The sequence below is a fragment of the Cetobacterium sp. genome (assembly GCF_051658645.1).
In the GTDB taxonomy this organism is placed as follows: Bacteria; Fusobacteriota; Fusobacteriia; order Fusobacteriales; family Fusobacteriaceae; genus Cetobacterium_A.
This window is the reverse complement of sequence record NZ_JBOFMZ010000055.1, coordinates 24,084-49,366: the sequence shown is the minus strand read 5'-3', so window position 1 is coordinate 49,366 and position 25,283 is coordinate 24,084. Positions and strand designations below refer to the sequence as shown.

Here is a 25,283-nt window from a genome sequence, read left to right as displayed (position 1 = left end):
GAGGCAAGTTCCTTACGCGTTACTCACCCGTCCGCCATCCTCAATACCCGAAGGTAAATCGAATCGACTTGCATGTGTTAAGCATTCTGTCAGCGTTCATCCTGAGCCAGGATCAAACTCTTCATTCAAATATATTTTAAAGTCCTTAGACCTTCTTTACACCTTTTAACCATCTAAATGGTTTTGCCATTACTGGCATTTTGTTGTTTTCACAACATTCTGACTATTTTCTCTATTCGGTTGCTAATGTCCTTAATTTTTTTTCGTCTGCGGTATTTCCCGCTGACATATATAATCATACCATAACTTTTAGAACTCGTCAAGAAGTTTTTTTATTTATTTAAATAATTATAAAATTTTATCAACTCTTCAATGTACTTTACTCTTTCAGAATAATTTTCTGGGTATTTTTTTTCAGCTTCTTTCTGTATATAAGAGCTTACTTTTAAAGGTATCTTAGTTTCTCCTATTATTTTTTCATATTCTTTCTTCTTTACTTTATTCAACTCAATATTTCTATCTAAATTTTTCTGTTTTTTTGCAAGCTCTTTAACATTATAATAGAAATTTTTATAAATTGTTTCGTAATCCGTTCCATATCTTTTTTCCAATCTCAACACTTCAGATTCTATTCTATCAAAAGAAAGTCCCTCTTTCTTTCCTAGAGATAAAATTCTACCATATGCTCTCTCTTGAGTTCTTATGTATAGACTTCTATTATCTTGATCTGTTGCTTCTCTTTCTATATTATTATAAACCCTATCAGGAATATTTCCAAAAACTGTAATTGAAAATAGACACATCACTAACATTAAACTTTTTTTCATTTTTTTTCCTCCATTTTTTATAAAAAAATCCTTGTAAGATTTTTCTTACAAGGATATAGTATTTAAATTAATTTTTTAAAACTAGAACTTTACTTTCATACCCGCAAATGCGTATGGTTGCCATCTCCATTTATTTGCTGTAGATTCATTTGTATTATCCCAGTTTCTATATTCTGCTCCTACTCCTCCATTTAATGAAACAGCAGGTGTTAATTGATACTCTATTGAAACATCTAATGCTGTGTATAAACTATATGTATTCTTATCTGTTTTCTTCTTTAAAGTGTCTTTATCATATCTAGCATATTGACTAAATGTATATGGATCATAACCTCCTACAAAGTTAAAGTCTAAATTATAGTTGTCTGTTGAATATAATCCGAATGTTCTATATAGATACATTTCCAATGTTGCAACAAATTCTTTATCTGTAGTTGAGTTTGCTCCTTTTTGAATTTTATCAGATTTATTATAGAAGTTTTGATCTAAATATAAAGTTCCATCATAAGTAAATCCTAAAGGTAAATTACCTGCATACTCTATATCTAAACCAATTGTATTTAAATAATCTCCACCATTATCTGCTGCCATTGAGTGATATAAACTTGGTCCTAAAACTACTTTAGATAATAATCCACCTTTATTTTGGTAAGCTGTATATCTTAACATATACTCAAAGTTTTGAGAGTCATTCTCTTCATCTCTATATTGTAATCTAGAAGTTAAAATATCATTGTGTTTATAAGAATATCTTAATCTTGTTTCTGTTCCATAAGCTTTTCCTTCTTTTGTTGATGAATCATCTCCAGAATCTAAGTTAGTATAATCTCTAACTCTTCCTTCTAATTTAGAATTTTCAGTCATTTGAATTCCAAAGCTAGTTTGAAGTCTTGCTCTATTGTTTGCCCCTCTATTCCACTCATCTTGATTAGAAGAACTCCCTAAAGTATTTCTTACAATTTTATCTCCATGCCCTTCTGTATTTCCGTAAGCTCTGTATTCCAAACCAATAAATCCAGATGGTCTGAAAGCTTCTTCAACTATTTCTACTACAGGTTCCGCTACTGCTACAACCTCTTTTGATACTTCTACTGGCGCTACCACTACCTCTTTTGCAGATACTGTTGCTCCAACTACTAATAAAGAACCTAATAAAAGTGCTAACTTTTTCATGTAAATTCCCTCCAGTTATTTTATTTTTTAGAAATCCCCGTTTTTGAATTTCTCCCGTTACGTAGTTTATACAATATTTTAAATGATTTGTAAACACTTTTTTATTATTTTCCAAACTTTTTACAACTCTTTTACGTCTATTATATTTAAATATTTTATAGAAATATCTTTTTTTTACACTCTAGATTTACTTTCTGTTGGTTTTGTTAACCTCAAATTCACTGAATGTTTAGTCATCGCTTTTTATGTATATATTTTTTATATCTATACTTTTTCACTTTTAGTGCACTTTTTTTCCGAAAAAATTTTTTTGAAAAAAATATTCCAAAATAAAAAAAGATAAAAAAAAGCAGATACATAAATGTATCTGCAAAACTTCTTGAATAAAAACAATTATCTCTTTGAGAATTGAGGAGATTTTCTTGCTTTTCTCTTTCCGTATTTCTTTCTTTCTACCATTCTTGAGTCTCTTGTTAAGAATCCTGCTTCTTTTAAAACAGCTCTTAAAGTCTCATCAGTTTCTAATAAAGCTCTTGATAATCCGTGTCTGATAGCTCCGGCTTGACCAGCGTTTCCTCCACCAATTACATTTACTTTAACTTCAAACTTGTTTAAAGCTTCAGTTAAAACTAAAGGTTGCTCAACGATTTTAGAAAGCAACTCTCTTCCACCGAAGTAATCTGCCATAGTTTTTCCGTTTATTTCTACACCTTGTCCACCTGGGATAAGTCTTACTCTTGCTACTGAAGTTTTTCTTCTTCCAGTTCCTCTAAATTGAATCATTTCTGCCACTGTCAATCCCTCCTAATTAAAATTCTGCTTTTACTGGTTTTTGAGCAGTATGAGCGTGCTCAGCACCGATAAATATTCTTAATCTTGTTAATTGCTCTCTTCCTAATCTATTCTTTGGAAGCATTCTTTTAACAGCTAGCATTAAAGCTTCTTTAGGATTCTTAGCAAGAATCTCTTCTAATCTTCTTTCTTTTAGTCCACCAGGGAATCCTGAATGGCTGTAGTATACTTTATCTGTTAATTTCTTTCCAGTTACAGCAACCTTCTCGATGTTTGTAACGATTACGAAGTCTCCTCCATCAATATGTGGAGTGTAAGAAACTTTATCTTTACCCATTAATTTTTTAGCTATTTCAGCAGCTAATCTTCCTAATATTTTTCCTTCTGCGTCGTATTGAACGAATTCTCTAACAACGTCTTCTTTTCTTTGCATTGCAGTGTATTTTTTCACGTTTTTCTTCCTCCTCGAAAATAGTTATATTTATTTTAATATAACGAACGGCATTCCTTTGTGGGAAAGGATTTATTATACCTATCTATTATATCTACTTTTTCTTACTTTGTCAATTACTTTTTGAAGATTCCTAGTGGTTTTCCTAGAGGTAAAAACTCTCTTCCAAAAGTTTTATTTAGTACATTTGCAGCCGATCCATATAATGCCACGATGGCTATTGAAATTTCTGCTACTGCTGCTACTGTATGCATTGCATGTGGAGCAATTCCAAATGTTGAGCAAGTTAATCCTAAGAATAAGAAATCAATTAATACAAATATTATTAATAATGTCTTATTTGTTTCTACTGCTCCTACTGTCATAAATAAAGTGAATATTAAATAACCTAAAAATGCAAATCCAAACGCTTTCGGGTCTGCCGCTGCTTTCATAGCTTCTCCAAATACTCCAAGTTGAACCATCCAACTCATAGCCATTCCAAACCAAAAGAATGCATATGCACCAAATGCTGTAGTTCCAAAAACATTTCCGTGTTTGATGTCATTTAAACACGCAACTAGTTGTGCAAAAGCTCCTAAAAATATCGCCCATGGAATTACCATTGATACTCCATTTATAAGTCCAAATTTACTCGCTGATGCAACTAACGTAACCATTGCAAGACCAAACAACCCTAATGCTGATGGATCTGCAACTTCAATTTTAACATGATTATTCTGATTCATTTCTCTTTTTAACTCCTTAATTATTTTTTTTTCGCAAGGAGTATTTTAACCTTTTAATAATATTTTGTCAACAAATACTTAACTTTATTTTTTTTATATTGTTAAAGCGGATGCTCCTTTTATTCCAGCGTCATTTCCGAGTACTCCTAATTTGATTTCTAATTTTTCAATTGTTATAGCTAAAGCATAGTTAGGAAGTTTTTCTTTTACTTTATTTATCAAAATATCTCCAGCCAAAGCTACTCCACCAGACAATATTATAATCTCTGGATTTATAATATTTAAAACATTTCCAATTCCCATCGCTAAGTAATCCGAAACATAATCAACTATATCTAAAGAGAATTCGTCGCCTTTTTTAGCTTCATCAAAAATATGCTTTGCTTCTAACTTATTCAAATCTCCATCTATCACTTTATACAATCCATTAGTTTTATTTATCTGTAATCTAGATAAAGCTTCTCTTACAACACCTGTTGCTGAAGCATAAGTTTCAAAACACCCTTTTTGACCACACCCACAAAGTTTACCATTTTTTTCCAACTTCATATGTCCAATCTCTCCACCAGCACCTGTTGCACCCGAGATTAATTTTCCATCTACAAATATTCCACCGCCTACTCCAGTTCCTAAAGCTATAGTCACACTTTTAGAATAACCTTTTCCAGCTCCATATAAAGTTTCTCCAAGAGCTATTACATTGACATCATTATCCAATCTAGTTTTAACTCCAGATATTTCTTCCATTTTTTGACTTATATTCAGATTCTTTTCCCATGGGAAATTTGCAAAAAAAGCTACTTTTTTTTGATCTATTACTGGCCCAGGTATTCCCATTCCTATTCCTTTTATTAGATCACAACTTATATCCAATTCACGAGCTAATTCCAAAACAGTTTCCCAAATTCTAGTTAAAGTGTAATCTACTCCTTCTATTGATTCTGTTTTTATACTCGTGCTTTTTAAAATATTACCCTCATCATCTAATAGTCCTATTTTACTATTTGTTCCACCTATGTCTACCCCTACAAAATACCTCATATTTTCTCCCTCCTAATCGTAAATGTTAGTATACTTTTCTTTTAAGTACGTTATATAATAATCTGGATTTAATTCTTCACCAGTAACCGATAACATTATTTCATTTGGCGACTTCGACTTTCCATGTTTATGTATATTTTCATTTAACCAAATTTTTATCTTATTAAGCTCTCCTCTTTCAAGTACTCCTTCTACATTCATCTGTTTTTTCATAGCATTTAGTATTTGAATAGAATAAACATTCCCTAAGGCATAAGATGGAAAATACCCTATCAACCCACATGACCAATGAACGTCTTGAAGAACTCCTTCTTTATCATTTTCTGGAACTACACCTAAATACTCATACATTTTTTCATTCCATATTTTAGGTAAATCTTTTATTTCATATTCACCTGATAAAATTCCTTTTTCTATTTCATATCTTACCATTATATGCAAAGAATAAGTCAACTCGTCTGCTTCAACTCTTATCAATGATGGTGTTACTTCATTGATTCCTTTATATACCTCATCTAATGATAAAGTTGATAAGCTTTTATATTTATCTTTACTTCTATCTAAAAGACCATACCAAAACTCTCTACTTCTACCAATAATATTTTCATAGAATCTAGATTGCGATTCATGTATCCCCATTGATGATCCATCAGCTAACATCGTTTCTTTTAATTCTTCAGCTACTCCTTGTTCGTATATTCCATGTCCACCTTCATGTATAGTACTAAACACGCTTGAGAATGGTAATTCTTCAAAATATCTTGTTGTCAAACGAACATCATCTTTATTTACAGTTAAAGTAAACGGATGGGCACTTTCTGACAATATACCTCTTTCTAAATCAAAACCAATATATCTTAAAATTTCTTTCGAGAATTTCTCTTGTTCTAATTTTGAAGACGTAAAAGATAACTTATCTGAAAAATTTCTTTTCTTTTCATTTATCTCTTTTAGAAAAGGAACAATTTCTTTCTTCAAACCATCAAAAAATAAATCTAACTTAGATACATTCATACCTTTTTCATAATCATTTAATATTGTTGAATAGATATCACTATCAAGTTTTCTATATTCTATAAATTTTTTATTAAAGCTAAAAATCTCTTCTAAAACTGGAGCGAATTTTTCAAAGTTATTATCTTCTCTAGCTACTTCCCAAACTCCTTGAGCTTTTGCTGTAAGTTCAGAATACATTTTATATTCCTCTGGTGGAATAACTTTTAATTTTTCAATCTCCTCTTCTAAAAAATCTATTTCTTTCTTTATTATAGGATCTATTTTATTTAATGATTCTTTTAATTTTTTTATTGTATCTAAAACTTCTTTTGAAGTAGTTAGATTATAGCTTTTTAAACTCAATTCTCCTATCATCTCAGAGATCAATTTATAACCACCTTTTGGTGTTTGAGTTTCCAAGTCCCATTGAAGTATCGCTAACATCGAATCTATCATTCTTTTTTCTTTTATCATGTTTCTAAATTTTTTTATACTTTTTTCCATAAAATCACCTCACCACCTTTTTATTAATTATATTTAATTTTTACGTGTTTAACAAGATTTTTTGAAGCATTATTGATAATTTCATTAAAATAATGTAAAATTATAATAAAATCGATTAAAAACAAAAGGAGCATTTATGAAAAGAAGTATATCAGGTATCCAACCAAGTGGAATTTTACATCTTGGAAATTATTTCGGAGCTATGAAGCAATTTATAGAAAATCAAGAAAATTATGAAGGTTTCTACTTTATTGCAGATTATCATTCTTTAACATCACTTACCAATCCTAAATCTTTAAGAGAAAATTCATACAACATTGTTTTGGACTATTTAGCTTTAGGACTTGATCCTGAAAAATCGACAATATTTTTACAATCAGATGTTCCAGAGCATGTAGAACTTATGTGGTTACTTTCTAGTATCACTCCTGTTGGTCTTTTAGAAAGAGGACATTCATATAAAGATAAAGTTGCTAAAGGTTTTTCACCTAATACAGGTTTATTAACATATCCTGTTTTGATGGCTTCAGATATTTTAATGTACGATGCTGATATAGTTCCTGTTGGAAAAGATCAAAAACAACATCTAGAAATGACAAGAGATATTGCTTCAAAATTCAACCAGCAATATGAAATTGAATTATTTAAATTACCAGAACCACAAATTTTAGAAAGCTTAGCTGTTATTCCTGGTACTGATGGACAAAAAATGAGTAAATCTTATGGAAATACAATCAATATGTTTGCATCTAAAAAAGAATTAAAAAAACAAGTTATGAGTATTGTAAGTGATTCCACTCCGTTAGAATCTCCAAAAAATCCAGATAATAACATTGTTAAACTTTATGAACTTTTTGCTTCTAAAGAAAAAGTTGAAATTATGAAAAATAATTTTGTTGCTGGAAATTATGGTTATGGACATGCAAAGACAGAGCTTTTAAATGCTATTCTTGAATATTTTGAGAACGCTAGAAAAAAAAGAGAAGAACTAGTTAATAATATGGAATATGTTGAAGAAGTTTTAGCTAAAGGCGCTGCTAAGGCTAGAGCTATCGCTCAAGAAAAAATAAGTGCCGCTAAAAAAGCTGTTGGATTAGCTGGAAATGCTTATAAAATCAAATAATTATTGTAACAAAAAAAGACAGTTTAACTGTCTTTTTATTTTACTTTTATGGCGCACCCGAGAGGAATCGAACCCCTAACCCCCTGATCCGTAGTCAAGTGCTCTATCCAATTGAGCCACGAGTGCAGATTTTAGCTATAAAAAAAAGGCAGTTATTCTACCTTAAAGTTTTTTTATAAATGGCGGTGAAGGTGAGATTTGAACTCACGGTACGGGATTAACCGTACTCTCCCTTAGCAGGGGAGTGCATTAGGCCACTCTGCCACTTCACCGCATATGGCGGAAGATCAGAGACTCGAACTCTGAAGTCTTACGACGTCGGTTTTCAAGACCGATTCCTTACCAATTAGGATAACCTTCCGTACAAAGAAATAGTATCATATTTTTTGTCTTATGTCAAACTTTTTTTTGATTTTTGTAAAAAAAGCTGCTTTAAAAGCAGCTCTAAATAACTATTTATCTTCAGATTCAATCTTTTCAGTTGCTGGTTCTTCTTTTGGAATAGGATTTCCAAACATCCATTCAATCTGTCTTCTAACTCCAGTTAATTCTAACTCTTGTCCATCGATTATCAATTTATCATTTTTAGGAATAGCTAAGAATCCGTCTTCTATCGGTGCATCAGCCGAAAGATTATGTTGTAATTTTATTGAGCTTTCAAATCCAAATGGTTTGAATTCAGTTTTTACACTTCTTATTAACTCATCATTTTTTGAAATTTCTTCAATTTGTTCTGTTGTTATGTTTCTTTGAGGTGGATATTCCGCAATAAATAAAGTCTCAGTTTTTAAAAACTTTAACTCTTCTCCAACTTTTTCAAATACATCTATAGTATATCTTCCTCTTGCTTTAATTAAGAATTTATCTATATCAACTATTTTCTTTCCTACACCTAAAGGATCTACCATTGGAGTTAACTCTCCCCTTGATATTAAATCATCATCAGGTCCATTTAATCTAACTTCAAATACTGTTGGTCTTACTATTTCCTCAAAAGTTAAAACAATTGATAATCTCATCATTGGATGTGGAAATAACGGTTGAATTATATTATCAAAAGAGCCGAAAATATCTACAGCTCCTCCTATTTGTTGACTCATTTGCGCTGCATTTGCAACTATTACACTTCTTAATTTAGCCATTTCATCCCCCTTTATTGGTTGTTTTGTTCTAATTTACTATAGCATACCTATTTTAATTTGTAAATTTTTATTTAAGAATGGTAAAAATAAAAATAGTTCCCTTTCCTTCTTTCGAAATAACATCTATTTTCCCACCACATTTTTCTACTAATTCCTTTACAATAGATAGCCCTAAACCCGTTCCTGCTTTATTACTTGTCCTTGCTTTATCAACTCTATAGAACCTTTCAAAAATTTTTTCTATCTCTTCATTCTCTATTCCAATACCATTATCTTTTACTCCTATTTTATATCTATTTTTGGTTTCTATTATAGATATTTCAATTTCAGGTGCTATTCTTTTTCCATATACAATCGCATTTTCTACTAAATTCTTTAAAATTGTTAAAACTTTTTCAAAGTCAATTTTTAATTCATTTTCTTTATTTAAAAGATTTAGATTGTATGTTATATTTGCTCCACTATTTTTTATTCTTTCATTTAATACTGCATGCAATTCAGTTTTCATTCTACTTACAGGAATTTTTTCTATATTTACTATATTTGAACTTTCAATTTTACTTATATTTAAAAAATCTACAATTATATTTTCAAGTTTATCTATATTGTTTTTTATAGTTTTTAAAAATTGAGCTTTTAATGGATCTGGTGCATCCTCTAAAGCTATTACATATCCTTTTATATTTGTCAAAGGTGTTTTCAGTTCATGACTCACATTACTAATAAATGTTTTTTGAATTTCAATCATTCCTTTAGTTTGAGTTATATCTTTTACTGACAATAAATATCTTTGATCTTGCTCTAAATACTTTATATTAACACTAAAATATTTTTTCAATCTCAATATATATACTTCTGCTTTTTGATTTTGCTTTTCATTTATTGATTTTTTCATAATTTCTATTATATCCAAGTCTTTTATCAAATTAAAATAACTCGTTTTTTCTTTCTCATACAGATAATTAAATTTACTGTTTTTTATTATTAACTCTAGTTTTTCATCAAATAAACATATTGATGAATCAATAGACGTTATAATCTGGTGCAATATTCTTTTTTCTCTATTCAAATTAATTATGTTTTCTAAATTTTGCTTTTGCCATTTTTGAACTATATCCCAAAGATTTAAAATCCATGGATCTTTTTCAAAATATAGATTTTCTCCATTTCCTTTATCTTTTAAAAAATTTTCGATTATTTCTATTTTTCTATATAAATCTCTTTTTAAATATTTTTTATAAAAAATATGAATTATAAAGTTTAAAAAGCTAAAAAATAAAAACTGTGCACCTAAAATAACTCTCAATGTTTTCAGAGTTTCTCCATAATTTTTAGAAACTCTAAGTATCACTTTTTCTTTTTCTTTATTTGTTTTTTGAACAGCATAATAAACCATCGTTTCATCAGAAATAGAACTTTTTCTAATATCAAATCCTGTTCCTATTTCTTTTACTTGTAAAACTTCTTTTCTGTTACCATGATTTTCCAACCCTTGTTCTTTTTCGTATTTTCTAGAGTCATATATAACATTACCATCCAATCCAATTATGTTAAATCTCATATCTGAGTTTTTAAAAATTTGTTGATATTCAGCTTTGTCATATTCTCTTATTAAATTAGATATTATAAATACATTTTCTTTTAAACTATTTTTTGCTCCATCTTTATATAATGTTGATAAAAAAGATATATTTGTAATTACAAATAGCATTTCAATCATTATTATAAAAAACAATGCAATTATCTCTTTTCTTCTAATCTGTACCCAACTCCTTTTACAGTCTTTATACATTCTGTTAAAAATGATATTTTATCTCTTAGCTTAGATATATATACATCTACAGTTCTATCACCTGAATAGTAATTACTTCCCCATACTTTATCCAATATTTTTTCTCTACTAACTACTATTCCTTTATTTTTAACTAAGAGTAATAACAAATCATATTCTTTTTTAGAAAGCTCTACTTCCAAACCCGCATTCGTTACTAAATGCTTATCCTCATCTATTTCTAATTCTAAAAATCTATTTCTTATTTTCTTATTTTTCTCTTGTTGATTTAATAGTTTTTTTCCTCTTAAAAGCAATTCTCTCGGATCAAAAGGTTTTTTCATATAATCATCTGCACCAACTTCAAGACCTTTCAATACATCTTCAACTTCTGTTTTAGCTGTTAGCATTATTATATAAGGCGTTCCATATTCATCTTCCATCTCTTTTACTATTTTTGTAAAGTTTATCCCATCTAAATTTGGTAGCATCAAGTCTAAAATAATCAACTCATGTTTTTCTTTTTTTAAATATTTCAATCCCTCTAATCCATCAGATGCTACCGTTACTTTATACCCCTCTTTTGTAAAGTAATAATTAATCAACGCTTGTATCTCTAAATCATCTTCAACTACTAGTACCTTCATATCATCTCTCCCCTTTTTTCTTCATATTATATCATAAATAGAAAAAAGGTGTTCTCTTTAACTTAGAACACCTTATACTATTATTTAGCTGGAACGAAACCTTCGTCAGCAACTACTCTCTGCCCATCTTTTGATAATGCAAAATCAACCAATCCATTTATTGTCTTATTATCTGTTTCTATAACATACCAGAAAATTTCTCTTGCAATTGGATATTTTTTATCTGCAACATTTTGTACATTCGCCATAATAGAGTCAACACTTAAACTTTTTACCGTCTTATCCATGTATCCCATTCCTATATATCCAATAGCATATTTATTACTTTTAGCTTCTTGTTTTATTGATTCATTTGATGGCATATACAATGTAGCTTTTCCATATTCTGCATCTTTTTTACTATTTTCTTCTCTTACTACATGTTCTTTGAAAAACTCATGAGTTCCTGATGATGAATCTCTAGATAAAACTACTATTTTAGCATTATCTCCACCTAACTCTTTCCAATTTGTAATTTCTCCTCTAAATATCTTTGCTAAATCTAAATGAGTTATATTTTCCAACTTATTATTTTCATTTACTATCACTGTTATTCCATCATATCCAATAACAACTTCTTTTAACTTTAACCCTTTCTCTTCAGCTGCTTTTATTTCTTTTTCTTTTATATTTCTTGAAGCCATTCCAATATCTGCAGTACCATTTATTAACGATGAAATTCCTACTCCTGATCCTCCACCTGTTACCGCTATTCTTGCATCTTTATTCTTCCCCATATATTCTTCAGCTATGTATTGAGATACATTAACTATTGTATCAGATCCTTTTACTTGAATAACTTTTGATGCCATTGCTGTTGTTGAATAAGCACCCATCATTGATAATAAACTCATTAAAAAAAACTTTTTGATTTTCATTCTTTAAACTCCTCCTAAAATTTTATATCATCTTTTTATTTTTCCACTTTCAAGAGTAGTATATACCAATTGTGTTAATTCAATTTTAAATTAGTGTAAAAGATGTGTAAAAAATATTTTACACATCTTTTACATATACTTAATCCTATTTTAACAAGCATCATATATGATATTAAAATCAGTTTTAATATTCGTTTAAAAAAACTTTAATTTTTTATTAATTTTTTAACATAGGATTAGGAGGTTTCATTCATGAATAGTATAAGAAAGATTAAAGATTCTTTTATGAGAGTTTTACACTCTGCAGTTGGTATCTTTAACATTCTAATTGTTATACTTATATTTGTATTTATTTTGGTAAACAGTATTTCATTTTTTAAAGAATACCCATTCTCAAAATTCTTAACTGGAACAGATTGGATATCATTATCTGGAAAATATGGTTTTTTACCACTTTTAGTCGGATCGTTTTGGGTTACACTTGTAGCATTAGGAATTTCAATTCCTGTTGGAATTATAACAACTATATATCTATCAGAATTTGCTAACAAAAAAACAAAAAAAATATTAAAAATTATAATAGAAACAATGTCGGCTTTACCGTCTGTTGTTTTGGGATATCTTGGACTTTATGTTCTTTCTGGATTTGTAAAAAACACTTTTGGATTAACTAGTGGTCTTAACGCAGTTACTGGAGGAGTAATGCTTTCTTTTATGGCAATTCCCACTATACTTAGTTTATCTGACGATGCATTAAATGCTCTTGATAGTTCATATAGAGAAGCATCACTTGCTCTTGGAGCTAATAAATTAGAAACAGTTTTTAAAATCTTACTACCTGCAGCATTTCCTGGAATATTCGCTGGTATCATGCTTGGATTTGGTAGAATAATTGGTGAAACAATGGCAGTTCTTATGATAACTGGAAACGCTCCAATAATGGCTAAAACCCCTCTTTCTCCCGTAAGAACTTTAACAGCTACAATCGCTGCTGAAATGGGTGAAGTTGTTCAAGGGAGTGTACACTATCATGCTTTATTTGCAATCGGTTTAGTTTTATTCATAATCAGTTTCCTTACAAATAGCATTGCTGATAAGTATATACGTAAATCAAGAAAGTTAATGGGAAAATAGGAGGAGTATTAAAATGAATATTTTAAAAGGAAAAAGCGGATATTTTATAGAGCTTTTAATTAAATCAGTAGCTTTAATTTCTATAATTCCAATTTTATTAATATTGAGTTATATATTATATAAAGGTGTTCCTGCAATAACTTGGGAATTTTTAACCGAAGTTCCTAAAAGAGGAATGAGAGCTGGTGGAATATTCCCAGCTATTGTTGGTACAATCTATCTTACTCTTGGGACTATTGCAGTTTCTGTTCCATTCGGTATATTTACAGGTGTGTATCTTGTAGAATATGCTAAAGATAATTTAATAACAAGAATAATAAACCTAACTATAATAAATTTAGCTGGAATCCCAAGTATAATCTATGGACTTTTTGGAATGGCTTTGTTTGTAATCTACTTTAAATTTGGAGTTTCAATTCTTTCTGGATCTTTAACTCTTGGAATAATGTGTTTACCCGTTATTATAACTGCTACTAGAGAAGCTTTATTAGCAGTTCCAAACAGTTTAAGAGAAGCTTCTCTTGCTCTTGGCGCTACAAAATGGGAAACTATATCTAAGATTGCTATTCCTGCTGCACTTCCTGGGATAACAACTGGAGTAATCTTAAGCATCTCAAGAGCTGCTGGTGAAACTGCTCCAATACTATTTACTGCTGCAGCGTTTTATCTGCCGTTTTTACCTGAATCAATTTTCGATCAGGTTATGACACTACCATATCACCTTTATGTTATCTCAACACAAGTCCCTAATATGCCTCAAAGTAATATGCATGGAACTCTGTTTATTCTTGTTTTCATAACTGTTGGGTTTAATCTTATTGGTGCATACATTAGAAATAAGTTTGAAAAGTAATTTTGTATAATTTGGAGGAATATATAATGAAAGATAATGTTAGAATATCAGTTAAAGACTTTAATTTCTACTACGGGGATTTTAAAGCTTTAAAAAATATAAATATGGATATATTAAAAAATAAAGTAACAGCTTTAATCGGTCCTTCTGGATGTGGAAAATCCACTTTTTTAAGATCAATAAATAGAATGAATGATCTTATTTCAGGAATAAAATATGAAGGTCAAATTTTACTTGATGACCAAAATGTTTTTGACAAACAATTTGATATTGTTGAGCTTAGAAAAAAAGTTGGAATGGTTTTTCAAAAGCCAAATCCGTTTCCTAAATCTATTTATGAAAATTTAGTTTATGCTCCTAAGCTACATGGTGAAAATAACAAGAAAAAACTAGATGAAATTGTTGAATCATCTTTAAAAGCTGTTGCTCTTTGGGATGAAGTTAAAGATAAATTACACCAATCTGCTCTTGGTTTATCAGGAGGACAACAACAAAGGCTTTGTATAGCAAGAGCAATCTCTATCAATCCAGAAATTTTATTGATGGATGAACCTACATCAGCTTTAGACCCTATATCTACTTCTAAAATTGAAGAGTTAATTGTTGAATTAGCTAAAAATTATAGTATTGTTATTGTTACACACAATATGCAGCAAGCATCTAGAATATCAGATTATACAGGATTTTTCTATCAAGGTGTTTTAGAAGAATTTGATAAAACATCTACAATATTCACTACACCAAAAGTTAAAAAAACTGAAGATTATATAACTGGAAAATTTGGATAAAAAGGAGATCTTATGAGAACTTTAAATGAATCTTTAAAAGCTTTAGACGAACACTACTTAGAAACTTTAAAATATGTTGGTAGAAATTTTGATATTAACTTAGAGATGCTTCAAAACAATAGTTTTAATCCTACTCTTTACGGAGAAGCTAAAATGATTGAAGATTTTATTAATGCTTTTGAAGTTAAACTAAAAGAAGATTGTATTGTTACAATGGCTCGATTTCAGCCTGCAGCTAAAAATTTAAGAAAATTAGTTATGATTATTAATAGTGTGAGGGTTTTAGAAAGAATGGGTGATCTCTTAAAAGCAAACCTTACTCTTATAAAAGATATTGAAAAAAAATCTCCTACTTTAGCTTATGCTATGAGTGATAGAGTTTTATTTATTGCTGAAAAAATACGTGGTCTTTTCGGAATGTATATAAAGGCTTTTTTACATGAAGATGTTACTTTACTTTATGATATTTTATATTTAGATGAAGAGATTGATGATTTAATTAACTCTAATACTGATTATTTCCTTTCAAAAATGAAAGAAAATCCAGAAAATGTAGTTGGAGGTTCTGAACTTATCTTACTTGATAAAAAGTTTGAAAGACTTTCAGATCATATAATTCATCTAGTTAGTGACTTGATTTATATTTTGAATGGAGAAAACACTAGAAAAGCTCAATTAGAAAAATCTAATAAAAATTAATTAAAATAGGGATTCCTGAGAAGGATCCCTATTTTAATTATCTCTATTTCCTATATAATCAGCTAATTGGATAAAGTTTTGAACTTTTTCTTTTTCAAAAATATCTAAACTCCTTTTAGCTTCCTCTATTACTTTAGCTAAAATAGTCTTACTTTCTATTAAGCCAAATAAACTTGGATAAGTTGTTTTTTCTAACTCTAAATCACTTCCAATAGGTTTTCCAATTTTCTCAAATTCTCCTTCAATATCCAAAATATCATCTTGAATCTGAAAAGCTAATCCTAAAGCTTCTGAGTATCTTTTTAATGCTGTATACTCATCATCTGATGCATCTGATATTATAGCACCTATTTCTACTGGTAATTTTAATAGTTTTCCTGTTTTATTTCTGTGAATATATTCTAACGTTTCTAAAGATACCATCTTTTTTTCACTTTCTATATCAACCATCTGTCCACCAATCATACCATTTATTCCTGAATATCTTGAAATCATACTTATAATTTTTACAATTTTCTCATAAGATACATCTTTTGTTTTATCAGTTACTATTGAAAAAGAATGTGTTAACAAAGCATCTCCTATTAAAATTGCAGCAGCTTCTCCAAATTTTTTATGTGTTGTAAGTTTTCCTCTTCTATATTCATCATTATCTAAAGCTGGAAGGTCATCATGAACCAAAGAATAAGAATGAATAAATTCTATTGCAACTGCTGTTGGAATACCTAGCTCTAATTTTTTGCCATATAATTCTAAAACCATCAATAAAAGTATTGGTCTCAATCTTTTGCCGCCATTCAAAATAGAATACTTCATCCCTTCAGCTATAACTTTAGGATAAACTAACTTATCTAAATAAAGCTCAATATTTAAATCTATCAGCTTTCTTTTAGACTCCAAATAGCTTTTAAGCATCCCTCTCCACCTCTAAATGAATCTTTTCATCTTCTGATGTTACTTTTATTATTTTCCCCTCTGCTTTGTTTAATAGATCTGAAGATTTTTTTAATAACTTCATAGCTTTTTCATACTCTTTTATCGAATCATCCAATGACAACTCTGCATTATCTAACTTTTCAATTATTATATCAATTTCATTAATATTATATTCAAAACTATCCTTTTTCATGAGTCTACTCCTATAATTATCTTGTATAGAATGTTAAAACTTTTTTCCCATACTTTCTTTCATCTGTTTTTCTGAACTCTCCAACTTCATCAGACATATTCTCAAACATATGATGTTCACATATTATAAGTCCATTCTCTGCCAATAAATTAGCTTTTGATACTGACCTCATAACTCTTTCACAAACCTCATCTTTGTAAGGAGGATCCATAAATATAATATCGAACTTTTCACCTTTTCTTCCTAAAATTTCAACAGCTCTTAACGTTTCATTTTTATAAGCTCTTGATTTTGTATCATAACCTAAATTATTTATATTTTTTATTATATATTTTAAAGCTTCTTGATCTTTTTCAATCATTATAGCTCTTCTAGCTCCTCTGCTTAAAGCTTCTAAAGCTATATTTCCTGTTCCACTAAAAAGATCTAGAAATCTACAATCTACTACATCTGGAGCAATTATTGAAAAAAGAGACTCTTTTATACTGTCCTGTGTAGGTCTTGTATCTGAACCTTTTCTACACTCTATTCTTTTTCCTTTTGCTTCTCCTGCAATTATTCTCATTTTTACTTACACCTCACTTTTTTAGCAAATAAACATTGCATCTCCGAAGCTAAAGAAATGATATTTTTCTTTTACTGCTTCGTTATATACATCTAACATAAATTCTCTTGTTGAGAAAGCTGAAACTAACATTAATAAAGTTGATTTTGGTAAATGGAAATTTGTTATTAATGCATCTATTACATTAAACTTACATCCTGGATATATAAAAATATCTGTAGAACCTGTTTTAGAAATTAATGTTTTTGATTCATTAACAGATGATTCTAAAGCTCTAACAGTAGTTGTTCCTACTGCAATAATTCTTCTATTTTCCTGCTTTGCTTTCTTTATTCTTTCAACAGTATATTCTGGTATTTCAAAAATTTCTTCATGCATTTTGTGATCTAAAACATCTTCAGTTTGAACTGGTCTAAATGTTCCTAGTCCAACTTCTAAAAATACATCTAATACCTCTATCCCTTTTTCTTCAATTCTTTTTAAAAGTTCTGGTGTAAAGTGTAATCCTGCCGTTGGTGCTGCTACTGATTCTCCTTTTATAGCATAAACTGTTTGATATCTTTCTTTTGTTTCTAAAGCTTCAACTATATAAGGTGGAAGTGGCATTTTACCTAACTTATCTAAAACTTCTTCAAAAGCTCCTTTGTAATAAAACTTTAAAACTCTATTTCCATCTTCTTTTATTTCTAAAAGTTCAGCTATCAACTCTTCGTTATCACCAACATATAATTTTTGACCTACTTTTAATTTTTTAGCTGGCTTTAATAAACATTCCCAAGTATCTAAGCTTACTCTTTTTATTAAAAGTATTTCTAAAATTCCACCTGTATCTTTTTTACCAAAAAGTCTAGCTGGTATAACTTTTGTTGAATTTCTTACTAAAACATCTCCTGCTTTTAAATAATCTATTATATCGAAGAACTTTTTATGTTCTACTTTTTTATTCTCTTTATCTACTATCATTAATTTTGAGTGATCTCTAGGTTCTCTAGGCTTCTGTCCAATTAACTCATCTGGTAGATGATAATCATAATCAACTAACTTTGTCGACACTTTCTTCACCATTCTTTCTTCCAATTACAACTCTATCTATTCCACTATAATCTTTAATAATACCTACTATTTGAAATCCAGATTTTTTCATAAATCCACTTACCTTTTCAGCTTGATTGTATCCAACTTCAAATGCTAAATATCCATTATCTTTAAGATGTTTTGGTGCTTCTTCTGAAATCTTTTTATAAAAATAATATCCATCTCCATTATCTGTTAAAGCTCCTAAAGGTTCATGTAATTTTACTTCTGGCATTAGCCCTTCATATTCCTCTTTCGGTATATATGGTGGATTTGATATTATCATATCATAATCGTTGTCTTTTATATTTGAAAATACATCTGATTTTATAAACTTCAAATTATTCTCTACATTATTTAATTTCCTATTCTGAACTGCAACTTCCAAAGCATCAGCACTTATATCTGCACCTAATACTATTGAACTTGGAACTTCTTTTGCGATTGTTACTGATATAGCTCCACTTCCTGTCCCTATATCTAGTACTTTAGGATTTTGTAATTCAGTTAATATAAATTTACACTGTTCTACTAAAATCTCTGTATCTGCTCTAGGAATAAGTACTCTTTCATCTACTTTAAAAGGCAAACCATAAAATTCCCACTCCCCTAATAGATATTGTAGTGGTTTTTTTTCTTTTGCTCTTTTATGAAGTAGTTTTTTTATTTCCTCTTTTTCCTTAGATGTTATTTCTCTTTTTAAACTTAAAGATAATATTGTTCTTCTTACTTTTAAAACATGAGCAAAAATATACTCTGCATCTAGCTTGCTGTCTCCCACATCATTTTTCAAAAGATATTCTATACTCTTTTTCAATAATTCTTTATTTTGAATTGAATAATCTTTTTCTTCTATCATACTTTTTTTATCTTTAGGTAACTCATCAAAAGTACATCTATTTCTAGCCATAACTTTTAAATAGTCTTTTATTTTTTCTTTTTGCTCCAAAGAAAGTATCATGTCAAAATATGCATATAGTGTTATTCTCTCAAGTTTTAAAACATAAGAGATTATTTTCTCACTTTCTAACCTAGGTTTTGAAAAGGAGTATTTTTTCAAATACTCCTCAGAAAATTTTAATATATCAAGTAACTTCATAATTATCCTACTGAGCTAGATAGCATCTCTGCTTGTGCAAATGTAGTTAGAGCATCTATCATGTCATCAATATCTCCATCTAAGAAAGCTTCTAATTGATGAGCAGTATATTTAATTCTATGATCAGTTATTCTTCCTTGAGGGAAGTTATAAGTTCTTATTTTTTCTGATCTGTCTCCTGATCCAACTTGAAGTCTTCTTTCACTTTCAACAGCTGATCTTTGCTTTTCTAATTCCATTTCATACAATTTTGAAGCCAAATGTTTCATACATCTTTCTCTATTTTTTAACTGTGATCTTTCATCTTGACACTGAACTATAACTCCTGAAGGTAAGTGAGTTATTCTAACTGCAGAGTCAGTCATATTAACGTGCTGACCTCCCGCACCAGATGCTCTAAATGTATCGATTTTTAAATCAGATGTATTTATTTTTACACCTTGAACTTCATCTACTTCTGGTAAAACAGCAATAGTTGCAGTCGATGTATGTATTCTTCCTGATGATTCAGTTTCTGGAACTCTTTGTACTCTATGAACTCCAGATTCAAATTTTAATCTTGAGTAAGCTCCCTGTCCATTAATAGAGAACACAGCTTCTTTTATTCCTCCAGAACCTATTTCCTGCGCTTCAATGATATCTACTTTCCACTTTTTTCTTTCTGCATATCTTGTATACATTCTAAATAAGTTTCCTGCAAATAAAGCTGCTTCATCTCCACCAGCTCCACCTCTTATTTCTATAATTACATTTCTATCATCATTAGGGTCTTTCGGAAGTAATAATACCTTCATTTCTTGTTCAACATTTGGAATTATTTCTTCAAGTTCTTTCATTTCTTCAAGCATCATCTCTTTCATATCTGAATCTTTTTCTGCTTTAATATTAGTTTTTATAAAATCCAAATCTTCTTTATATCTCTTGTATTCTTTGTACTTTTCAACAATAGGTGTTATTTCATTTAAAGCTTTATTACATTCTATCATTTTTTTAGGATTGTTTAAAATTTCTTGCGAACCTAAAGCTTCTGATAATTCATCAAATCTTACTATAACTTCTTCTAATTTAGTAAACACTGTCTTCACTCCTTTTTTTATCTATACTTTAACTTGTAAATTATACCACAATTGCTTTAAAAATAAAATAAAAAATCTCCCTCCTATACTATTAAGGGGAAGATTCTTTAACATTTGTTTTCTTTACTATTGCGATATTTTTTTTAATGATAACTCTCTAGCTTTCAAATATTGATCTGTTGATATAAATTTCTGAACCTCTATTTGATTTTTCAATCTGTCTTTTATTATTTCAGCATCTAACAACCCTACTTTTTCTACTAATTCATTCAATTTTTCAAGATTCTTTTCTGTTCCTTCAAGTATATATTTGTTAATTTGAATCTCTAATGCTTTTTTATCTAATACTTTTAACTTATATTGTATACTTGCACGTTCAATTATCGCTTTAGCACTATCTATATTATTTTGACTAACCCCTACAGCTTTAAAATCTTCATCTTTTACTATCCCTATTCCTGATGTTCCATAAGCCGTTATACTAAAAATAAGTATTAATAGTCCCATCACTAATTTTTTCATAAAACCCTCCACTAAATTTGTAGATCTGTAACAAAAAGATTTTCTGTATTAAAATCTTTTTTTTCTATTCTTATCTGATTTGCTTCGAATAAATCATCTATTATAAATCCTGCTTCTTTTTTATCTAAAAATTTTCTCTGAAAATCTTTTGTTTCTAAAGCCATCAACTTTTCTGAGGGTGAAATACTTTTTTTAATCAAGTCATAAGATGTACCTGCAAAGATTCCTACGACAAAAATAGATAGAGAGAAAATAGATTTTCTTTTACCCTTCTTTTTTTCCTCTTCTAATAATGATTTATAAATATTAGCTCTCACTTTTTCTTTTGGAGATACCATTTACATTACACCTCCCATATCTTTAATTGCTTTATAGTATGTTGTTTTTACTGTTGATATATTCATTTCTTTCATATTTGCAATCTCCCTAAGCTTGTAACCGTAGATATCTTTTAAAACAACTATCTCTCTTTCAACAAAGGGTAATTGTTTTAATTTTTCTTCTAATAATATCGGGACATTAAAGTCTTCATTGCTTTCAACACTTAGAATTTCATCATTTAATTCAAGGTTTATTTTTTTCTTTCTAAAAAAATCATAAGTTTTATTTATAGCTATTCTATAAATCCAAGTATATATATTACTTTCCTCTCTAAATCCTTTAAGATTTTTATAAACACTAATGAAAACTTCTTGTGCTACATCTTCGGCATCTTCGGGATTTTTTACTGTTGATAATATTTTATAGTATATTCTATCAAAATATTCATTATATATTTGGTCAAAGTCCATTTAAATACCTCGTTATATTAGCCTTTTAAGTTTAGACTATTATTTTGTTAAAAAAGTTTTAATTAAAATCTTCTAATACCATTTTTTTCAATTCTTCCAATATTCTGTTTTCACTAACTTTTTTTACTATTTGTCCTTTTTTAAATAAAACACCTACACCTTTCCCCCCAGCAACTCCATAATCAGCTTCTTTTGCTTCTCCAGGTCCATTTACAACACAACCCATTACAGCTATTTTTATTTTTTTATCCATTTTGTAAAATTCTTTTTCAACTTGGTGAGCTAATCCTATTAAATCAATCTCTGTTCTTCCACAAGTTGGACAAGATATAATCTCTACTCCTGCTTCAATTAATCCTAAAACCTTTAAAATTTCTTTTGCTACCTTGATTTCTTCTACAGGGTCCTCGGTTAAAGATACTCTTATAGTATCCCCTATTCCATCAACTAATAATGAACCTATCCCTATAGCTGATTTAACTGTACCTTGAAAAGCTGTTCCTGCTTCTGTAACACCTAGATGAAGTGGATAGTTACACATTTTTGATAGCTCTCTATAAGCTTCTATCATCATTTTTACATTACTCGATTTTAAAGATATTATTATATTTTCAAAATTATATTTTTCTAAAAGTCTCATATGATATAATGCACTTTCTACCATCGCTGCTGCTGTTGGTTTCCCATACTTTTCCAAAATACTTTTTTCTAATGATCCTGAATTTACGCCAATTCTTATTGGTATTCCTTTTTCTTGAGCTTTTCTTACAACTTTTTCAACCTTATTATCATCTCCAATGTTTCCTGGATTAATTCTAAGTTTGTCAATTCCATTCTCAATAGCTAATAATGCTAATCTATAATCAAAATGTATATCTGCTACTAAAGGAATATTGATTCTTTCTTTTATTTCTTTTATTTTTTTAGCTGCTAATTCTGTATTAACTGTTACTCTAACTAATTGACACCCTTCATCTTGAAGTCTTTTTATTTGAGCAACTGTTGCATCTACATCGGTTGTTTGAGTATTTGTCATAGATTGAATAACTATCTCATTCCCCCCTCCTATTAATAGTGTCCCTACTTTTACAACCTTTGATTTTCTCATTTTTTCACCTCATATAAAATTTAAAAATAGCCCTAGAATTTACCTAGGGCTATCTAGCTAAATAATTCATAGGATTATTAGCTTTTCCATTTTTTCTTATTTCAAAATGTAAATGTGGTCCTGTCACTCTTCCACTCATTCCTGTTTTTCCAATAACTTGACCTGCTTTCACTCTATCACCTATTTTTACATACATTTTTTCTAAATGAGCAGATCTTGTTTCGTAGCCATTTCCATGGTTTATTTTTATAATTTTCCCATATCCTGTCATATATCCAGCAAAAACTATCGTTCCATCTTTTGAAGCCATCAAAGGAACATATCTAGCTCTCATATCTACCCCTGCATGCTGAATATACCTTTTCAAAACTGGATGAAATCTTTTTCCAAAAGGACTTGTTACTCCCGCCCATTTAACTGGCATTTTAAAAAAAATTTGATTCTTCACAACTACTTTTTTCTTAACACCACCAGTTGTTGTAAGTCTTTTTAAACTATCTTGACTTGGATTAGATACAAACAGCTCTTGTCCAACTCTAATATTATCATTTCTTAAACTGTTATATTTTCTCAAATCTTCTACATCAACTTTATAATTTAATGCTATTTTAAAAAGTGAGTCTCCTTTTTTTACTTTATAAAAAACTCCATTCCCTTTAACTACATTTATTTTTTGACCAACTTTTAAACTATTTGAAATCCCTGGATTATTAGCTTTTAAAATTTCTAAAGACATTCCATTTTTATCTGCTATAGTTCCTAAATTATCTCCATTTAAAACTATATAACTTTCTAATTTTGGAATTTCATAATTTTTTTTTAAATCAATATTTTCCAGTTGAGCATTTTCAATTTTTATATTACTTTCAATTTTATATTCTTTCTCAATTGTATAAAAATTTCCAACCACTAACTCAAATCCACCACCATCTTCAACAGTTGTATTATCTGAATAATATTCAGTAAACCTCTTTAAATCTACCACTTCTGATTTATATGGTTTAAAAACCATTATTAGCATAATTATAAATGCTATTATAATAATAGCAAATACCTTCAGTACTTCCCTCACCTATTTCCCCCTTGCGAAAGACTTAGCATACATCTCTATAAGCTTATCATTACTCTCCGTAGATGAAATAGTATCTATCAACTTTCTCGTTGCTGATGCTTTGTCTAAAGATGTCAAATATCTTCTTATATCCCAAATTGCTTCTAATCTTTTCTTTTCAACTAATAACTCTTCTTTTCTAGTTCCAGATCTTTGAATATCAATTGATGGATATATTCTCAATTCTGCTATATTTCTATCAAGATGTATATCTAAATTTCCAGTTCCTTTAAACTCTTCATATATAACATCATCCATTTTACTTCCTGTATCAATTAGTGCTGTTGCTAAAATAGTTAAACTTCCACCATTTCTAATATTTCTTGCAGATCCGAAGAATTTCTTAGGATAATACAAAGCTGTTGGATCTATTCCACCTGAAATTAGCTTTCCACTTGATGGAATTACAATATTATAAGCTCTCGCTAATCTAGTTAAAGAGTCCATTAATATCACAATATCTTCACCATTTTCAATCTTTCTTTTTGCTCTTTCTAAAAGAAGTTCAGTGACTTTTATATGATTTCTTGGATCATCATCAAAAGTAGAAGCATAAACTTGTGCTCCTTTTACAGTTTCTTTTATATCCGTAACCTCTTCTGGTCTTTCATCAATCAACAATATCCAAACTTCTATATCTTTATGATTTTGAATAATTGAATTTGCTATATTACTAATTAAAACAGTTTTTCCTGCTTTCGGAGGTGCTACTATTAATCCTCTTTGGCCTTTACCTATTGGAGCGATTAAATCTATTATTCTTCCAGATATATTTTTAGAATCTGTTTCTAATTTTAAAAATTCTGTTGGGTAAGCTGGTGTTAATTCATCAAAAGGTATTCTAGAAGCTGCATCTTGAATACTTCCATTATTTATTAAAAGAACTTTTCTAAGCCCGTAATTGTTTTCACCTTGAACAGCTTCTCTTACTTCTCCTACAACAAAATCTTCAGTTCTTAATTTAAACTTTCTAATTTGTGATGCTGAAACATACACATCTTTTTCAACATTTGTATTTCTTAAAAAACCATATCCATCGGCCATTACTTCAAGGTTTCCCCAAGCTAAATATATTCCTTCTTTTACTTCTACAGATTTAACTATCAAATCTATTAAATCTGCTTTTTTTAATTTGTTTGAATAATCTATTTCCATTTGTTTTGCCATTTCTTGCAAATCTTTTAATAAAAATTTTTCTAACTTCTCCATAAAACCTCCGAAC

Annotated in this window: 28 protein-coding genes, 3 tRNA genes and 1 rRNA gene; 5 read left to right on the top strand and 27 right to left on the bottom strand. The window is 29.2% G+C overall.

The window, feature by feature from the left end:
* The 8 genes from ACRCZX_RS06730 to ACRCZX_RS06695 form a co-directional block, all read right to left on the bottom strand.
* Positions 1-128 (bottom strand): 16S ribosomal RNA (locus tag ACRCZX_RS06730); the annotation flags it as partial.
* Between the two features lie 204 nt (positions 129-332).
* Positions 333-827: a hypothetical protein gene (locus ACRCZX_RS06725; protein WP_438582158.1), complete on the bottom strand. Its 495-nt coding sequence runs from the start codon at positions 825-827 to the stop codon at positions 333-335.
* Between the two features lie 81 nt (positions 828-908).
* Positions 909-2,000, bottom strand: a complete 1,092-nt coding sequence (locus ACRCZX_RS06720) for a FomA family porin-like outer membrane protein (protein ID WP_438582157.1) — start codon at positions 1,998-2,000, stop codon at positions 909-911.
* A 393-nt stretch (positions 2,001-2,393) separates the two neighbouring features.
* Positions 2,394-2,792 carry a 30S ribosomal protein S9 gene (rpsI, locus tag ACRCZX_RS06715; protein ID WP_438582156.1) on the bottom strand — a complete coding sequence of 133 codons (399 nt, stop codon included), beginning with the start codon at positions 2,790-2,792 and terminating at the stop codon, positions 2,394-2,396.
* A gap of 16 nt (positions 2,793-2,808) precedes the next feature.
* Entirely contained in the window at positions 2,809-3,243 is a 435-nt protein-coding gene (gene rplM, locus ACRCZX_RS06710) for a 50S ribosomal protein L13 (RefSeq protein ID WP_438582155.1), read from the bottom strand.
* Between the two features lie 116 nt (positions 3,244-3,359).
* Positions 3,360-3,971, bottom strand: coding sequence for an acetate uptake transporter (locus ACRCZX_RS06705; protein WP_438582154.1), 612 nt, complete (start codon positions 3,969-3,971; stop codon positions 3,360-3,362).
* Between the two features lie 93 nt (positions 3,972-4,064).
* Positions 4,065-5,012, bottom strand: coding sequence for an ROK family protein (locus tag ACRCZX_RS06700; protein ID WP_438582153.1), 948 nt, complete (start codon positions 5,010-5,012; stop codon positions 4,065-4,067).
* Between the two features lie 12 nt (positions 5,013-5,024).
* Complete coding sequence (locus ACRCZX_RS06695; RefSeq protein WP_438582152.1) at positions 5,025-6,512, bottom strand: carboxypeptidase M32; 1,488 nt, start codon at positions 6,510-6,512, stop codon at positions 5,025-5,027.
* A gap of 136 nt (positions 6,513-6,648) precedes the next feature.
* Here ACRCZX_RS06695 and trpS point away from each other — a divergent pair, with 136 nt between their 5' ends.
* Positions 6,649-7,635 carry a tryptophan--tRNA ligase gene (trpS, locus tag ACRCZX_RS06690; RefSeq protein WP_438582151.1) on the top strand — a complete coding sequence of 329 codons (987 nt, stop codon included), beginning with the start codon at positions 6,649-6,651 and terminating at the stop codon, positions 7,633-7,635.
* A gap of 49 nt (positions 7,636-7,684) precedes the next feature.
* Here the strand turns inward: trpS and ACRCZX_RS06685 are convergent.
* The 7 genes from ACRCZX_RS06685 to ACRCZX_RS06655 all read right to left on the bottom strand — a co-directional run bounded on the left by ACRCZX_RS06685 (position 7,685) and on the right by ACRCZX_RS06655 (position 12,112).
* Positions 7,685-7,761 (bottom strand) — tRNA-Arg (locus ACRCZX_RS06685).
* A 54-nt stretch (positions 7,762-7,815) separates the two neighbouring features.
* Positions 7,816-7,907: transfer RNA gene (locus ACRCZX_RS06680), tRNA-Ser, on the bottom strand.
* A gap of 5 nt (positions 7,908-7,912) precedes the next feature.
* Positions 7,913-7,996: transfer RNA gene (locus ACRCZX_RS06675), tRNA-Ser, on the bottom strand.
* Between the two features lie 91 nt (positions 7,997-8,087).
* A complete protein-coding gene (locus tag ACRCZX_RS06670) occupies positions 8,088-8,777 on the bottom strand; it encodes a hypothetical protein (RefSeq protein ID WP_438582150.1) in 690 nt (229 codons plus the stop codon).
* A 67-nt stretch (positions 8,778-8,844) separates the two neighbouring features.
* Positions 8,845-10,512 carry a sensor histidine kinase gene (locus ACRCZX_RS06665; protein ID WP_438582149.1) on the bottom strand — a complete coding sequence of 556 codons (1,668 nt, stop codon included), beginning with the start codon at positions 10,510-10,512 and terminating at the stop codon, positions 8,845-8,847.
* A gap of 5 nt (positions 10,513-10,517) precedes the next feature.
* A complete protein-coding gene (locus ACRCZX_RS06660) occupies positions 10,518-11,195 on the bottom strand; it encodes a response regulator transcription factor (protein WP_438582148.1) in 678 nt (225 codons plus the stop codon).
* Positions 11,196-11,275: 80 nt separating this feature from the next.
* A complete protein-coding gene (locus ACRCZX_RS06655; RefSeq protein ID WP_438582147.1) occupies positions 11,276-12,112 on the bottom strand; it encodes a phosphate ABC transporter substrate-binding protein in 837 nt (278 codons plus the stop codon).
* A gap of 252 nt (positions 12,113-12,364) precedes the next feature.
* Between ACRCZX_RS06655 and pstC the strand changes: the two genes are divergently transcribed.
* Genes pstC through ACRCZX_RS06635 form a run of 4 tightly spaced genes read left to right on the top strand, consistent with a single transcriptional unit; the run spans position 12,365 to position 15,586 of the window.
* A complete protein-coding gene (gene pstC / locus ACRCZX_RS06650; RefSeq protein ID WP_438582146.1) occupies positions 12,365-13,246 on the top strand; it encodes a phosphate ABC transporter permease subunit PstC in 882 nt (293 codons plus the stop codon).
* 13 nt (positions 13,247-13,259) lie between these two features.
* On the top strand, positions 13,260-14,099 hold the full coding sequence (gene pstA / locus ACRCZX_RS06645) for a phosphate ABC transporter permease PstA (RefSeq protein ID WP_438582145.1): 840 nt from the start codon (positions 13,260-13,262) through the stop codon (positions 14,097-14,099).
* Between the two features lie 26 nt (positions 14,100-14,125).
* The gene (pstB, locus tag ACRCZX_RS06640) at positions 14,126-14,887 is read left to right on the top strand and encodes a phosphate ABC transporter ATP-binding protein PstB (protein ID WP_438582144.1); all 762 of its coding nucleotides are present in this window, start codon (positions 14,126-14,128) and stop codon (positions 14,885-14,887) included.
* Positions 14,888-14,899: 12 nt separating this feature from the next.
* The gene (locus ACRCZX_RS06635; RefSeq protein ID WP_438582143.1) at positions 14,900-15,586 is read left to right on the top strand and encodes a phosphate signaling complex PhoU family protein; all 687 of its coding nucleotides are present in this window, start codon (positions 14,900-14,902) and stop codon (positions 15,584-15,586) included.
* Positions 15,587-15,619: 33 nt separating this feature from the next.
* On the opposite strand, the gene ACRCZX_RS06630 is transcribed toward ACRCZX_RS06635, so the two are convergent.
* From ACRCZX_RS06630 to rho, 12 genes are all read right to left on the bottom strand, one after another.
* The gene (locus tag ACRCZX_RS06630; protein ID WP_438582142.1) at positions 15,620-16,501 is read right to left on the bottom strand and encodes a polyprenyl synthetase family protein; all 882 of its coding nucleotides are present in this window, start codon (positions 16,499-16,501) and stop codon (positions 15,620-15,622) included.
* A complete protein-coding gene (gene xseB, locus ACRCZX_RS06625; RefSeq protein WP_438582141.1) occupies positions 16,494-16,715 on the bottom strand; it encodes an exodeoxyribonuclease VII small subunit in 222 nt (73 codons plus the stop codon). Before xseB ends, ACRCZX_RS06630 begins: the two co-directional genes overlap by 8 nt.
* A gap of 16 nt (positions 16,716-16,731) precedes the next feature.
* On the bottom strand, positions 16,732-17,280 hold the full coding sequence (rsmD, locus tag ACRCZX_RS06620; RefSeq protein ID WP_438582140.1) for a 16S rRNA (guanine(966)-N(2))-methyltransferase RsmD: 549 nt from the start codon (positions 17,278-17,280) through the stop codon (positions 16,732-16,734).
* Positions 17,281-17,301: 21 nt separating this feature from the next.
* Positions 17,302-18,333: a tRNA preQ1(34) S-adenosylmethionine ribosyltransferase-isomerase QueA gene (gene queA, locus ACRCZX_RS06615; protein ID WP_438582160.1), complete on the bottom strand. Its 1,032-nt coding sequence runs from the start codon at positions 18,331-18,333 to the stop codon at positions 17,302-17,304.
* Complete coding sequence (gene prmC / locus ACRCZX_RS06610; RefSeq protein ID WP_438582139.1) at positions 18,314-19,453, bottom strand: peptide chain release factor N(5)-glutamine methyltransferase; 1,140 nt, start codon at positions 19,451-19,453, stop codon at positions 18,314-18,316. The genes queA and prmC overlap by 20 nt, the downstream gene beginning before the upstream one ends.
* Positions 19,454-19,455: 2 nt before the next feature.
* Complete coding sequence (gene prfA / locus ACRCZX_RS06605; RefSeq protein WP_438582138.1) at positions 19,456-20,529, bottom strand: peptide chain release factor 1; 1,074 nt, start codon at positions 20,527-20,529, stop codon at positions 19,456-19,458.
* A 126-nt stretch (positions 20,530-20,655) separates the two neighbouring features.
* The gene (locus tag ACRCZX_RS06600; protein WP_438582137.1) at positions 20,656-21,051 is read right to left on the bottom strand and encodes a hypothetical protein; all 396 of its coding nucleotides are present in this window, start codon (positions 21,049-21,051) and stop codon (positions 20,656-20,658) included.
* Between the two features lie 11 nt (positions 21,052-21,062).
* Complete coding sequence (locus ACRCZX_RS06595) at positions 21,063-21,389, bottom strand: hypothetical protein (RefSeq protein WP_438582136.1); 327 nt, start codon at positions 21,387-21,389, stop codon at positions 21,063-21,065.
* Positions 21,390-21,842: an RNA polymerase sigma factor gene (locus ACRCZX_RS06590; protein WP_438582135.1), complete on the bottom strand. Its 453-nt coding sequence runs from the start codon at positions 21,840-21,842 to the stop codon at positions 21,390-21,392.
* Between the two features lie 58 nt (positions 21,843-21,900).
* Positions 21,901-22,950 (bottom strand): flavodoxin-dependent (E)-4-hydroxy-3-methylbut-2-enyl-diphosphate synthase, encoded by a 1,050-nt coding sequence (gene ispG, locus ACRCZX_RS06585; protein ID WP_438582134.1) that lies wholly within the window; start codon positions 22,948-22,950, stop codon positions 21,901-21,903.
* 49 nt (positions 22,951-22,999) lie between these two features.
* Positions 23,000-24,022 carry a peptidoglycan DD-metalloendopeptidase family protein gene (locus ACRCZX_RS06580; RefSeq protein ID WP_438582133.1) on the bottom strand — a complete coding sequence of 341 codons (1,023 nt, stop codon included), beginning with the start codon at positions 24,020-24,022 and terminating at the stop codon, positions 23,000-23,002.
* Complete coding sequence (gene rho / locus ACRCZX_RS06575) at positions 24,023-25,270, bottom strand: transcription termination factor Rho (protein ID WP_438582132.1); 1,248 nt, start codon at positions 25,268-25,270, stop codon at positions 24,023-24,025.
* Positions 25,271-25,283: the final 13 nt, after the last annotated feature.

Excerpts from the sequence above, each read along its gene's own strand:
- ACRCZX_RS06725 (WP_438582158.1), bottom strand. The coding sequence starts at position 827 with ATGAAAAAAAGTTTAATGTTAGTGATGTGTCTATTTTCAATTACAGTT.
- ACRCZX_RS06720 (WP_438582157.1), bottom strand. The coding sequence starts at position 2,000 with ATGAAAAAGTTAGCACTTTTATTAGGTTCTTTATTAGTAGTTGGAGCA.
- ACRCZX_RS06705 (WP_438582154.1), bottom strand. The coding sequence starts at position 3,971 with ATGAATCAGAATAATCATGTTAAAATTGAAGTTGCAGATCCATCAGCA.
- ACRCZX_RS06700 (WP_438582153.1), bottom strand. The coding sequence starts at position 5,012 with ATGAGGTATTTTGTAGGGGTAGACATAGGTGGAACAAATAGTAAAATA.
- ACRCZX_RS06695 (WP_438582152.1), bottom strand. The coding sequence starts at position 6,512 with ATGGAAAAAAGTATAAAAAAATTTAGAAACATGATAAAAGAAAAAAGA.
- trpS (WP_438582151.1), top strand. The coding sequence starts at position 6,649 with ATGAAAAGAAGTATATCAGGTATCCAACCAAGTGGAATTTTACATCTT.
- ACRCZX_RS06670 (WP_438582150.1), bottom strand. The coding sequence starts at position 8,777 with ATGGCTAAATTAAGAAGTGTAATAGTTGCAAATGCAGCGCAAATGAGT.
- ACRCZX_RS06660 (WP_438582148.1), bottom strand. The coding sequence starts at position 11,195 with ATGAAGGTACTAGTAGTTGAAGATGATTTAGAGATACAAGCGTTGATT.
- ACRCZX_RS06655 (WP_438582147.1), bottom strand. The coding sequence starts at position 12,112 with ATGAAAATCAAAAAGTTTTTTTTAATGAGTTTATTATCAATGATGGGT.
- pstC (WP_438582146.1), top strand. The coding sequence starts at position 12,365 with ATGAATAGTATAAGAAAGATTAAAGATTCTTTTATGAGAGTTTTACAC.
- pstA (WP_438582145.1), top strand. The coding sequence starts at position 13,260 with ATGAATATTTTAAAAGGAAAAAGCGGATATTTTATAGAGCTTTTAATT.
- pstB (WP_438582144.1), top strand. The coding sequence starts at position 14,126 with ATGAAAGATAATGTTAGAATATCAGTTAAAGACTTTAATTTCTACTAC.
- ACRCZX_RS06635 (WP_438582143.1), top strand. The coding sequence starts at position 14,900 with ATGAGAACTTTAAATGAATCTTTAAAAGCTTTAGACGAACACTACTTA.
- ACRCZX_RS06630 (WP_438582142.1), bottom strand. The coding sequence starts at position 16,501 with ATGCTTAAAAGCTATTTGGAGTCTAAAAGAAAGCTGATAGATTTAAAT.
- xseB (WP_438582141.1), bottom strand. The coding sequence starts at position 16,715 with ATGAAAAAGGATAGTTTTGAATATAATATTAATGAAATTGATATAATA.
- rsmD (WP_438582140.1), bottom strand. The coding sequence starts at position 17,280 with ATGAGAATAATTGCAGGAGAAGCAAAAGGAAAAAGAATAGAGTGTAGA.
- prmC (WP_438582139.1), bottom strand. The coding sequence starts at position 19,453 with ATGAAGTTACTTGATATATTAAAATTTTCTGAGGAGTATTTGAAAAAA.
- ACRCZX_RS06600 (WP_438582137.1), bottom strand. The coding sequence starts at position 21,051 with ATGAAAAAATTAGTGATGGGACTATTAATACTTATTTTTAGTATAACG.
- ACRCZX_RS06595 (WP_438582136.1), bottom strand. The coding sequence starts at position 21,389 with ATGGTATCTCCAAAAGAAAAAGTGAGAGCTAATATTTATAAATCATTA.
- ACRCZX_RS06590 (WP_438582135.1), bottom strand. The coding sequence starts at position 21,842 with ATGGACTTTGACCAAATATATAATGAATATTTTGATAGAATATACTAT.
- ispG (WP_438582134.1), bottom strand. The coding sequence starts at position 22,950 with ATGAGAAAATCAAAGGTTGTAAAAGTAGGGACACTATTAATAGGAGGG.
- rho (WP_438582132.1), bottom strand. The coding sequence starts at position 25,270 with ATGGAGAAGTTAGAAAAATTTTTATTAAAAGATTTGCAAGAAATGGCA.